The organism is Mesorhizobium sp., from assembly GCF_017306585.1.
Lineage (GTDB): Bacteria > Pseudomonadota > Alphaproteobacteria > Rhizobiales > Rhizobiaceae > Mesorhizobium.
In genome coordinates this window covers 1-11,412 of sequence record NZ_JAFKIC010000303.1, presented here as the reverse complement: position 1 = coordinate 11,412, position 11,412 = coordinate 1, and the positions used below count along the sequence as shown (strand labels likewise).

The following is an 11,412-nucleotide window of genomic DNA, read 5'->3' as shown; positions in this document are numbered from 1 at the left end:
CACCTGCCTGCCGGCATCCTCTCCCCGTATAGGGACGGGGAGAGGAAGGCTGTCGCCGGCGTTGCGGCCAGCTCCTTTCTCCCCGTCACTATACGGGGAGAAATGCCCGGCAGGGCAATGAGGGGCGGCGCCAGCCTTGGATCGATTGCCCCCGCACCCGAACACCCTCCCCCGCCACGCCGCGATCAGCCGCGCTTGTCCCAGGCCGGCGCCGGCTTGTAGGTCCAGTTGCCATTCGGGAAGATCAGCTGGTGCTTGCCCTGCCACCATTGCGTGGCGACGCTGGGGATCAGCGCAAAGCCGGTCTGGTCGAATTTGAGGTCGCCGACCACCGTGTCCTTGAACTCCTGGTTGAAGATCGCGTCATGCAGCGCCGCCGCATCGGTCGTGCCTGCCTTGTCGATCGCCTGCGCCAGCACCTGCGCATTGGCATAGAAGGCGCCGACGGTGACGGAGTCCTTCTTGAACTCGGCCTCGTAGCGGTCACCGAGTTCCTTCGCTCCCTTGTAGGGATAGCTCGCCGACCAGAAACCGTCGGTCAGGATGTAGTCGGAGTCTGGCCCCAGCGCTTCGTGGAACTCGCCCGTCCAGGTGCCCTTCCAGCCATGCAGATAAGGCACGGAGAAACCGAGCTCCTTCATCTGGCGCAAGAGCGTCACCGTGTCGGCCGGCGAGCCGAACACCAGCATGGCGTCGACGTCTGCCGCCTTGAGCTTGGTGATCAGCGCCGAATAGTCGGTGGCGCCAATCGCCCAGGGATCGTCGACCGCGAAAGTGTAGCCATATTTCTTGGCCGCCGCCTCGAAGGCGCCGCCAAAGCCCTTGCCGTCGGGCGAATCCTCCGACACCAGCGCCGGGTGCTGCGGCTTCTCATTGGCCGGCAGCTTGTCCCAGATCTCGAACGGCACTTCCGCGCCCGGCCCCGGATGGAAGAAGAACAGCGCGGAATATTTGAGCTTCAACGGCTGCCATTCGAACGGGAAGGCGGTCGTGATCATGTAGAACTTCTTGTATTTTTCGGCGACGATGGCGCCGGCGATGTTCATCGGGCCCGAATGGGTCGACAGCAGTGCGTCGACCTTCTGCACCTTGATCAGGTTTTCCAGCGCCGACGCGACCTTGCCTTCCGAGCTTTCGTCATCGGCGACCACGAGCCGCACCGGCAGCTTCTTGCCGGCCGACTTCAGCATGATGCCGCCGGCCTTGTTGATGTCGGCTACCGCCTGTTCATAGGCCCATTTCTGTTCCTTGCCGTCGCCGGCCAGCGGCCCGGTCAAGGAGATCGGCGCACCGATGACGATCTCGGTGTCGCCGGCATTGGCGATGCCTGTGCCGACGGCGGCGAGCACGGCCGTCAGCGCCACACCCGCAAGCATTCCCTTCAGACTGTTTCCCATTTCATCCTCCCAGTTTTTCGGATCGCGCGGGCACCGCCGGTGTCCGCGGGCATGCCTCAGGCCGTCGCTGCCGCGACCAGCCTGGTGTCGGTGAACTGCTCGAAACTGAGCGCCTTGCCGTCCTCCATTTCCCAGACATGAACGACGCGCGCCGACATCGCCTTGCCGGTCTTCCTGTAGATGCCCGAATAGGTGCCGATGCCGACGATGGTGCTGCCGCCGTCGACCAGTTTCTCCAGCGTCAGCGTGTAGCCGTCCCACTCCTCGCCGATGCGCTTGAAGACGCCCGCGATGATGGCGTCGGGACCGGTATAGGTGCCGGCATAGGGAAAGCCGGCCATCTCCGTCCAGGCGGTGCGGCTGGTGATCGGCGCCATCATGGCGGCCAGATCCCTGGCGTCGGAGCCGGCGTAATGCGCCTTGATCGCTTCGTAGTTCCTGTTCATGGCGTCCCCCGCGCGCTCAGACCGGCGCCTTGTCCTTGTCGTAGGCGGTCCTGGATTTCTTCTCGATCTGGGCGCCGGCCGGCTTGTTCTCGACCTTGCCCTGGCTGGTCACGCCGAGGAATTTCCCCGTCGAGTGCATGACGTCCCAATTGTAGAAGAACAGCGAGGCGACCGGGATGATGAACTCGCGGAAGCCGAACACATACTGGTTGTCGGCGAACTTCCAGGTCGTCGCCAGATCGACGTCGCCATGGCCGCGCTGGATGCCGACGAGGTTCTGCCAGGCATAGCGCTCCGATGAGAGATAGATGTGCTCGTAGACGTGGTTGGGGCTGTATGTGTAATGCGCGGTAAGGCCGATCAGATCGCGGGTCGGCGCCGGCTGGAAGCCGGTCGGCGCCACGCCGGGATCGCCCAGCACGCCGGCCGACCAGATCTGCGCCACGCGCGGCTCGCCGGGCGCTTCGCCGGCCTCGCGCACCCGCTCGCGCACCGAAAGCACGCGCCGCGTGGCGGTGTTGACGATGAAGGCCTCGTCCTCGGCCGGACGCCCGGCGAAAATCATGTTGATGAAGAACACGTTGGAGGCCACTTCCAGCGCCTCGTACCAGTCGGCGCCGGCCTCGCTGCCCTCGCTCCACGCCACCGTGTCGGCGGACGTGAAGGCAAGGTCGATGGTGCGCCCGGTGTCGAGCGTGATCTTGAAGGTCTGGCCGCGCAGCGCCGATGTCGTCGGCAGCCGGTTGGTGGCGATGCCGGCGGCGAAATCGTCGAAATGCTTCCAGTCCGCCGGTCTGTTCTGATCGTTCATCGCACGCTCCACATCAATCGGCAAAAGCTAAAGTCGGCAGGTCGACGACGGTGGCGCCGCCATCGACGGTCAGGATCGAACCGTTCATCATCGCGGCCTCCTCCGAGGCGACGAAGCAGATGACGTTGGACACTTCCTGCGGCGTCGCCGGGCGGCCGAGCGGCACGTCCCTGGTCACCAGCCGGTAGGCCTCGTCGATCGAGCCCAGCCCGTGCTTTTCGACGATCACCGCCATCTGCTCGTCGGCCATGTCGGTCGACACCCAGCCGGGGCAGATGATGTTGGTGCGCACGCCCTTGCGGCCATAGTCGCGCGCCAGCGATTTGCCGAAGCCGATGCAGGCATGTTTCATGGTGACGTAGCCGGCCGCGTCCGGACCGGCGAACAGGCCCGCGATCGAGGCGACGACGACGATGTTGCCCTTTTGCGCGATCAGGTCGGGCAGGCATTCCCTGGCGCAGACGAAGGCAGTGTCGAGATTGGTGCGGGTTGCCAGGCTCCACGTCTCGTCGCTCATCGAAATGGTCGGGCCGACGCCATGGCCGCCGGCATTGGCCACCAGGATATCGACCGGCCCCACCTTCTCGTGCACCTCGGCAAGGGCCGCGCGCACCGCCTTCGGATCGGCGGCATCGCCCTGCACCACCAGCCCGCCAATGTCCCTGGTGACGGCTTCCAGCGGCTCGCGCCGCCGGCCCATCAGCACCACCCTGGCGCCGTCGGCGGCCATGCGTCTGGCGACCGCAGCGCCGATGCCGGTGCCGCCGCCGGTGATGAAAGCCGTCTTGCCCGAAAATCTCATTGTTCCATCCCGTTTCCCAAGCGCGCCGGCTATGCGCCGATCTTCAGGAGGGATAGTGCGGCATCGGCGTTTTCCAGTCTTGTCCGAGCGGGAACTTTGTTTTGACTGAGCGCGCACTTCGCATTTGGCTGATGGTGTGCCGCGTGGCCTTTCGGCCGCCCGCTCTTGCTTGAAGAAGTGCCGAGCGGCCTTTCGGCCGCCCACTCTTGACTGATGGAGTGCCGCGCGGCCTTTCGGCCGCGCGGCGGGCCGCCACACCCCCGCTCGCTGCGGCGACCTATTTCTTCACGGCCTCGAGGTCGATGACGATGTCGACATCCGGGCCGAGGCCGAAGCCGGCGGCGGCCTTGGCCATCGGGAAGTCCGCCGTGCTGACCTTGCCGGTGGCGGTGAACGCCGCCTTGGTCAGCGTCGCGTCCCAAGGCGCGGGCGCCTCGTTGACCAGCGTCACGTCGAGCGTGATTTCCTTCGACACGCCGCTGATGGTCAGGTTGCCGGTGACCTTACCGGTCTTGTCGCTCACCTTCTCGACCTTGGTGCTTTCGAAGGAGATCGCCGGGAATTCGGCGGCGTTGAAGAAGTCGGGCCCCTTCAGGTCGCTGTCGCGCTGGTCATAGGCGGTGTGCACCGAGCCGACCTCGATCTCGGCCTTGACGCTGCTCTTCGACGGATCGACCTTGTCCATCACGATCGCGCCCTTCACCGCGTCGAACTGGCCATGCGCGGTGCCGTAGATGCCGTGCTTGATGGTGAAGGTGACCCAAGCGTGCTGGCCGTCGATCTCGTAATTGTCGGCATGGGCGGCCGAAGCGAATGCGCACATCGAGGCGAACGCAAGTGCTGCCGTCAGTTTTCTTCTCATCACGTAAATCTCCCCATTGTTGGTTGTCATCCAGGCTCAGGAAAAGCCGAGGGCTGCCCCGTGCGGCGCCCAGACGAGCGCCGTCAGGATGGCCAGCATCGCCGGCATGGCGATCAGCAGACCGGCAACCAGCGGCCGCAACGGCCGGGCGCCGGGAACGAAACCTTGCAGCGGACCCTGCACGAGCGCGGCAACGATCGGCGGCAGGGATGAGAGCACCAGCGCCGCCGGGTTCGCCTTGGGCGCCAGCAGCGCCACCTGGATCAGCACGGTGGCGCCCGCATGGATGAGGCTGAGCCCGGTGCCCCTGCTCAAGGCCACCGCCTCCCCGCCGCGCAGCACGGCAATGTATTGGATCAGGCACCAGCCGCCGGCGAGCGCGGCGAGCGAGCCCAGCAATTGCCCGGTGACGATGGAGGCGCCGAGCACCGAGATGATGGCGCCGGCCAGGCACAGTGCGAGAATAGCGGCCGGCACCAGGAACGGCTCTTCGGCGCGAGGCAACGGCGAGGCCCGCGGGGGCGCAAGCAGTGCGGCGCCGATCGTCGCCAGCAGGCCTGTCGCGATGGCCGCGATCATTTGCAAATCGAGCGCGCCACCGGCAATCCGGCGCCAGCCGAGCCATGAAAACGCGGCCACAAGGGCGACGGCGACCAGCGCGCGCGCGGCACCAGTGCCCAAGCGCTCAAACAGATATTCAGACAACAAGCCAAGGACGATGCCCGCGAAGGCGAGATAGATCAGCTTCTGGCTGGCCGCGACCGGCGGCACCACCGGCGGGCCGAGCGTGTCCCGGTAGAAGAACAACAGCAGCGCCGCCCACAGCAGGAAAAGCACGGATGCCGGAAGGGCCGATCGCGCCAGCAGACCCATCACCACGCCGAGCAGAAGCGGCAGCGCCGCCGTCACGACCATCGGATTGCCCAGCAATGCGCTCAATGGCCGACACCTCGTTGACATCAGGAAAGCGCGCAAGTGCGCGGTCCGGTGTGGCCTTGATCTAGGCCGGCCGATCGAGCGGCGTCTTGTCCGAGCGGGAACTTTGTTTTGACTGAAAGCGCACTCGCGCCGGCTGCGGCTTGAAGCGGGCCGATGCGCTGCCTAACCGGTTCACTATGTTCACCAGCAATCGAGGAGGATGGCATGAACGAGAGAACCGTGCCGCCGATCAGCGCAGCCGCCGCCGCCTTCCTGGCGCGCCTGCACAGGCCCTTCATCAATGGCCGTTTCGTCGACGGCCCCTTTGTGGGTGGCCTGGCTGGTGACGGCCTCGCCGTCGATGATTCCGCCTCCGGCGAGATCGTTGCGCATGTGCCCGAAAGCGGCCCGGAACTCGTCGACCAGGCGGTGCGCGCGGCGCGTGCGGCCCTGGAAGGCCCATGGGCATCGATGCGGCCGGTCGACCGGCAGAACCTGATGCTGCGGCTCGCCGACGCCGTCGAGGCCGACGCCGACCTCCTGGCCGAGATCGAAAGCATCGAGAACGGCAAGTCGCTCGGCGTCGCGCGCATGCTGAGTGCCGGCGGCACGGTCGACTGGCTGCGCTACTATGCCGGCTGGGCGACCAAGATCGAGGGCTCCACCTTCCAGGTTTCCATTCCGGTACCGCCCGGTGCGAAGCATCAGGCGATGACTGTCATGGAACCGGTCGGCGTCGTCGGCGCCATCGTGCCGTGGAACTTCCCGCTGCTCATCGGCATGTGGAAGATCGCCCCGGCGCTCGCCTGCGGCTGCACGGTGGTGCTGAAGCCGCCGCAGGAAACGCCGCTCGGCCTGCTGAGGCTGGCAGAACTGATCGAGGCGGTCGGTTTCCCGCCCGGCGTCGTCAACATCGTCACCGGCAGCGGCACGGTCACCGGCGAGGCGCTGATCCGTCATCCCGGCATCGACAAACTGACCTTCACCGGCTCGACGGAAGTCGGCAAACGCGTCGGCCATGCCGCGGTCGACCGCGTCGCCCGCTTCACGCTGGAGCTCGGCTCGAAATCGCCGATGATCCTGCTCGCCGACATGGAGGACGGCATCGAGCCGCTGATCGCCGGGCTCGGCATGTTCTTCAACCAGGGCCAGGTCTGCACCTCGGCCTCGCGGCTCCTGATCGAAAAGTCGATCTATGACCGCACGCTGGCGAGGCTGGCCGAGATCGCCGACGGCATGACGCTGGGCGCCGGACGCGACGCCGAGGCCCAGATCAACCCGCTCGTCTCGGCCAAGCACAGGAAAAGCGTCGAGGGTTTCGTCGAGCGCGGCCTGGCGGCCGGCGTCGAGCGGGTCAGCGGCGCGCGGCCGGTGCCGTCGAAGGGCCACTATGTGGCGCCGACCATCCTGCACAATGTCCGCCCCGACATGGAAATCGTGCGCGAGGAGGTGTTCGGGCCGGTGGTGGCGGCAATGCCCGTTGCCGATCTCGACGAGGCGATCCGCATCGCCAACGACACGCGCTACGGCCTGTCGGCCTCGATCTGGACTCGCGACATGGGCAAGGCGATGAGCGCCATCCACGGCCTCAAGGCCGGCACGGTGTGGGTCAACTCGCACAACACGCTCGACCCCAACGCGCCCTTCGGCGGCTTCAAACAATCGGGCATCGGCCGCGAGCACGGCCGCGCCGCGATCGACGGCTATCTCGAGACCAAGACCGTCATCATGCGCTACGCCTGACCAGATGAGCGCGCAGTACGACTACATCATCGCCGGCGCCGGCTCGGCCGGCTGCACGCTGGCCAACCGGCTGGTCAATGCCGGCAAACGCGTGCTGCTTGTCGAGGCCGGCCCGGCCGACAACACGCGCTTGATCGACATGCCGGCGACCTTCGCCAAGGTGATCGGCACGGCGCGCAGCTGGATCTACGAATCCGAGCCCGAGCCAAGCGTCGGCGGCCGCCGGCTGCCGGTGCCGCAGGGCCGTACGCTGGGCGGCGGCTCCTCCATCAACGCCATGCTCTACATCAGGGGCCAGCCGCAAGACTATGACGGCTGGCGCGACCTCGGCTGCCCCGGCTGGGGCTGGGACGACGTGCTGCCGGTGTTCAGGCGGCTGGAGCGCAATGAGCGGCTGGCCGGCGAGCGCCACGGCACCGAGGGGCCGCTGCCGGTGTCAGATCCCCGCCACCGCCATCCGCTCTCGCTGGCCTATGTGAAGGCCGCGCAGCAGGCCGGCTATGCCTATAATGACGACTTCAACGGCATCCGGCAGGAAGGCGTCGGCTTCTACCAGACGACGACAGCCAATGGCGAGCGCCAGTCGGCGGCAAAAGTGTTCCTGAAGCCGCTGGCGGGCAACGCCAACCTCACCGTGGTCACCGATGCGCTGGTCACCGGCGTGACGCTGGAAAACGGCGCGGCGAGCGGCCTCGCCTACACCACATCCGACGGCCAGAACCACGCGGCGACCGCCAGGCAAGAGGTGATCCTCGCGGCCGGAGCATTGGCGACGCCGAAGCTGATGATGCTGTCGGGCCTCGGCCCGGCCGGGCATCTGGCCGAACTCGGCATTCCCGTCATCCGCGACATGCCGGCGGTGGGCCGCGACCTGCAGGATCATGTCGCCGCCCCGCTCTATGCGCTGACGCGCCAGCCGGTCTCGCTGCTGGGCGAAGACCTCGGCCTGAAGGCGCTGCGCCACGGCCTGCAATATCTCATGTTCCGCACTGGCCTGCTCACTTCCAACGTCGTCGAGAGCGGCGGCTTCTTCGACACCGACGGTGACGGCCGGCCCGATGTCCAGTTCCATGTCCTGCCCGTGATGATCGAAAGCGCCGAGCATGGCTCGATCGAACGCCACGGCATGGAGCTCAATCCTTGCGTGCTGCGGCCGAAGTCGCGCGGCACCGTCCGGCTGCGCTCGCGCGACGCGGCCGACCCGATCCGCTTCACCACCGGCTTCCTCTCCGACCCCGACGATCTCGCGCTGCTGCTCGCCGGCATGAAGATCGCCCGCGCCATAGTGCGCCAGCCAGCGCTTCAGGCCGTGGTCGCCGAGGAGCTTTCACCGGGCGACGACGCCGATCTCTCCGACCAGGCGATTGCGGACCATATCCTCGAACATGCCAAGACCGTCTATCACCCCTGCGGCACCTGCCGGATGGGCACGGACGATAATGCCGTGGTCGATCCGCAACTGCGCGTGCGCGGCGTGCCGCGCCTGCGCATCTGCGACGCCTCGATCATGCCGCGCCTGATCAGCGGCAACACCAACGCGCCGGTGATCATGATCGCCGACCGCTGCGCCGATTTCATCCTGGGCGCATAGTTCGGCCGGTCAATCCCCGGCGTTCGCCGCCTGCGCCAGCACGCTCAAGAGCTGGCTGGTGTTGTCGATCGAGAACTGCACCCGCTCGCTGGCCCAGGCGGTCTCGGAATAGGAGATCGGCGTGCCCTTCATGTCGACATCGACCTTCTTCAAAAGCACGATCGGCTCCGTTTCGGATTGCTTGAGGTGCCGCGCCTCTTCCCCGGTCGGCAGCCGCACGATGATGTCGGTGCGCAGCCTGATATAGTCGGTGACGCCATATTCGGCGAGGATGGTGCTGACGCTGTGCCCGCCGCGCCGCGCCTTGTCGAAGCCGGGAAAGCGGCGCACCGGAAAATAGGCGTTGGAAAGACCCAGCGGATCCTTATCGGCAAGGCCGAGGCGCACGATGTGGTAGACCGGCTCGCCCGGCGGCAGCCGCAGCGCCTCGCTGACATGGAGCGGCGCGGCAATGGCCGCTTCCCTGATCGCCTGCCCCAGCGGCTCGCGTCCCTGCTCCAGCAGGTTCTGCGAAAAGCGCGTGCGCTCCGACAGCCGGTAATCAAGCCTGGCATCCCGCACGAACGTGCCCTTGCCCTGTTCGACCTGGACCAGGCCGCGGTCCTGCAGCTGCTGCATCGCCCGCCGGATCGAGTGCCGGCCGACGCCGAACCGCGCCATCAGCTCCGTCTCCCGGGGCAGTCTGCTGTCACCGACGAAGCGGCCGGCGGCGATGTCGGCGGCGAGTTCCTCTTCCACCTGCTGCCACTGGCCGTGCGGTATCTTGCTTTCCATTCTCACCTCGTTGGCGCCGTCGGCGTGGCTGGCAGGCGCTATGGCATCGATGTCATTCGAATGAATATTAGCTGGCGACAGCAACGCTGACAATGCGGCCGCTTCCCGTTATGTCCGGAGTTTTTCTGGCTTCAGGGGCTTCGAGAACCGATGCCCTACACAAGACTGTCATCAAATCGCGCTATCCGGTCATCCGGATGAAATCAGAACATTCGGATGATATGCTTGAGGCCGCCGACCGGAGCCGAATCCGGGAAGGCGGCATCCCCTTTGGAGGAAGACGATGCTTGAATGGAACGGACAGGGGCATGCCGCATCAGGACGCGGCGGGTCAACCGAAGAGACATGACATGTGGCTGAGCGAATTCGAAATCGTCCTGCGCGACCGGGTCATCCCCAATGGCGCGGCCAGGATCGAGGACGGCCGGATCGCGGAAGTCCGCGACGAGCCTGTTGCCAACGCCGACATATCGGGCGGCGGCCGCCTGCTGCTGCCGGGCTTCATCGACATGCATGGCGACATGGTGGAGCGCGAAGTCGAGCCGCGCATCGGCGTCCATGTGCCGATGCAGATCGGCATTGCCGAACTCGACAAGAAGCTCGCCTCCTGCGGCGTCACCACGGCCTATGCCGCGCTGTCCTTCATCGGCGCCAGCGTCACCAGCGGCGTGCTGCGCTCGGAAAGCCATACGTCCGATATCATCGACACCATTGCCGGCTTGAAGAACCACCTCCTCGTTGACCATCGCATCCATGCCCGTTTCGAGGTGACCTTCACCCCGGCCATCGCATCCCTGCAGAAGCTGATGGATGCCGGCAAACTGCACCTGATCTCGCTAATGGACCACACGCCCGGCCAGGGACAGTATCGCGACGTCGAGCTCTACATCGCCCGTATCGCCAAGGAGCGCGGCATGTCCATAGCCGCGGCGTCCGAAGTGGTCGGCAAGCGCATGGCCGGCCGCGAAGGCCAGGGCGGCGTGCTCAACGCCCTGCAGGACCTGTCGGCCCGGGCAAAGGCCAGCGGCGTCGTGCTCGCCTCGCATGACGACGACACGCCTGAGAAGGTGGAACTGGTGCATGGGTTGGGCGCCGCGCTCTCGGAATTCCCGGTCACGCTGGAAGCGGCCGAGGAGGCCCGCAGGCTCGGCATGCGCACCACCATGGGCGCCCCCAATGCGCTGCGCGGAGAATCCTATTCCGGCAATCTGTCCGCCCGGCATGCCTATGAGGCGGGGCTGCTCGACATGCTGGCCAGCGACTACCACCCGGCCTCGATCCTGCCGGCCGTGCTCGGTCTGGCCGAACTGCGCGAGCGCAGTCTCGTGGCGGCGGTCGCCCTGGCCAGCGCCAACCCGGCCGCCGCGCTGGGCCTCGCCGACCGGGGCGCCATCGAGCCGGGGCTTCTGGCCGATCTCGTCGTGGCCGACCGTCATCCGGTGGCGCGTGTGCGGGCCACCTTCCGCGCCGGCCGTATGATCTATGGCGACGGCACACTGGCGCCGGCACGCAAGGCGGAGCGCATCGAGCATGCCGTGGCGGAGCGGGTACCGACTGGCCTGGAATTGCTCTGAAGCGATCCAGGAAAAGTGTGAAACGGTTTTCCGGGCAAGCGCGTAACGCTTTCCCTTGGGAATTGCGTCAAACAAAGAGTCTAAACATCGAGCATCACGATCATGCCACGGACCTCAGCCATCTCCAGCAGCAGGTCCTGCAAGACGTCATCGGAAAGAGCCGTGCCGGTCCGCAGCCGCAACACCGCGATACTGTCCCTCATCGAGATCGTGGCGGCGCCGGTCTTCCCCGCAAGCAGCCGTCCGATCTCGGCACGGATCAAGGCGTCATTGCCAGACATGGGCCACCCCTGACCGGGTTGGCTCATTGAGGGCCATCCGGAACCATTTCAATTGCGCTTCCTGCTGGCACGGAGCAGGATCCCGATCGGCCGGTCTGCTGCCGGCAATGACCAGTTTCCAGGCCCGAGAGCGTTCTTTGCCATGGCCAACGCGGCCTCCACTTCGTGACATCCCAGACCGATGAGTATCGTCTCGCCGATCGTCGCCGGCAT

11 protein-coding genes are annotated in these 11,412 nt (G+C 66.3%); 3 read left to right on the top strand and 8 right to left on the bottom strand.

The features are described 5' to 3' along the window. Positions 1 to 185: 185 nt before the first annotated feature. From J0I79_RS33695 to J0I79_RS33670, 6 genes are all read right to left on the bottom strand, one after another. Complete coding sequence (locus J0I79_RS33695; protein WP_292870074.1) at positions 186 to 1,397, bottom strand: amino acid ABC transporter substrate-binding protein; 1,212 nt, start codon at positions 1,395 to 1,397, stop codon at positions 186 to 188. Positions 1,398 to 1,453: 56 nt separating this feature from the next. After that, the gene (locus J0I79_RS33690; protein ID WP_292870071.1) at positions 1,454 to 1,843 is read right to left on the bottom strand and encodes a nuclear transport factor 2 family protein; all 390 of its coding nucleotides are present in this window, start codon (positions 1,841 to 1,843) and stop codon (positions 1,454 to 1,456) included. A gap of 16 nt (positions 1,844 to 1,859) precedes the next feature. Next, positions 1,860 to 2,654: a MoaF C-terminal domain-containing protein gene (locus tag J0I79_RS33685; protein WP_292870068.1), complete on the bottom strand. Its 795-nt coding sequence runs from the start codon at positions 2,652 to 2,654 to the stop codon at positions 1,860 to 1,862. A 13-nt stretch (positions 2,655 to 2,667) separates the two neighbouring features. Continuing rightward, a complete protein-coding gene (locus J0I79_RS33680; protein WP_292870065.1) occupies positions 2,668 to 3,456 on the bottom strand; it encodes an SDR family oxidoreductase in 789 nt (262 codons plus the stop codon). A gap of 277 nt (positions 3,457 to 3,733) precedes the next feature. Then, positions 3,734 to 4,318: a YceI family protein gene (locus J0I79_RS33675; protein WP_292870062.1), complete on the bottom strand. Its 585-nt coding sequence runs from the start codon at positions 4,316 to 4,318 to the stop codon at positions 3,734 to 3,736. A gap of 36 nt (positions 4,319 to 4,354) precedes the next feature. Then, a complete protein-coding gene (locus tag J0I79_RS33670) occupies positions 4,355 to 5,257 on the bottom strand; it encodes a hypothetical protein (RefSeq protein WP_292870059.1) in 903 nt (300 codons plus the stop codon). A gap of 204 nt (positions 5,258 to 5,461) precedes the next feature. On the opposite strand from J0I79_RS33670, the gene J0I79_RS33665 reads away from it, so the two are divergent. Both J0I79_RS33665 and J0I79_RS33660 read left to right on the top strand, forming a co-directional pair. Continuing rightward, on the top strand, positions 5,462 to 6,979 hold the full coding sequence (locus tag J0I79_RS33665) for an aldehyde dehydrogenase family protein (RefSeq protein ID WP_292870056.1): 1,518 nt from the start codon (positions 5,462 to 5,464) through the stop codon (positions 6,977 to 6,979). 4 nt (positions 6,980 to 6,983) lie between these two features. Then, the gene (locus J0I79_RS33660) at positions 6,984 to 8,570 is read left to right on the top strand and encodes a GMC family oxidoreductase N-terminal domain-containing protein (RefSeq protein ID WP_292870053.1); all 1,587 of its coding nucleotides are present in this window, start codon (positions 6,984 to 6,986) and stop codon (positions 8,568 to 8,570) included. A 9-nt stretch (positions 8,571 to 8,579) separates the two neighbouring features. On the opposite strand, the gene phnF is transcribed toward J0I79_RS33660, so the two are convergent. Next, entirely contained in the window at positions 8,580 to 9,344 is a 765-nt protein-coding gene (phnF, locus tag J0I79_RS33655) for a phosphonate metabolism transcriptional regulator PhnF (RefSeq protein WP_292870050.1), read from the bottom strand. Positions 9,345 to 9,694: 350 nt separating this feature from the next. Between phnF and J0I79_RS33650 the strand changes: the two genes are divergently transcribed. Further along, positions 9,695 to 10,918 (top strand): alpha-D-ribose 1-methylphosphonate 5-triphosphate diphosphatase, encoded by a 1,224-nt coding sequence (locus tag J0I79_RS33650; protein WP_292870047.1) that lies wholly within the window; start codon positions 9,695 to 9,697, stop codon positions 10,916 to 10,918. A gap of 80 nt (positions 10,919 to 10,998) precedes the next feature. Here J0I79_RS33650 and J0I79_RS33645 read toward each other — a convergent pair whose 3' ends face one another. Next, positions 10,999 to 11,199, bottom strand: coding sequence for a hypothetical protein (locus J0I79_RS33645; RefSeq protein WP_292870044.1), 201 nt, complete (start codon positions 11,197 to 11,199; stop codon positions 10,999 to 11,001). Between the last annotated feature and the right edge of the window lie 213 nt (positions 11,200 to 11,412).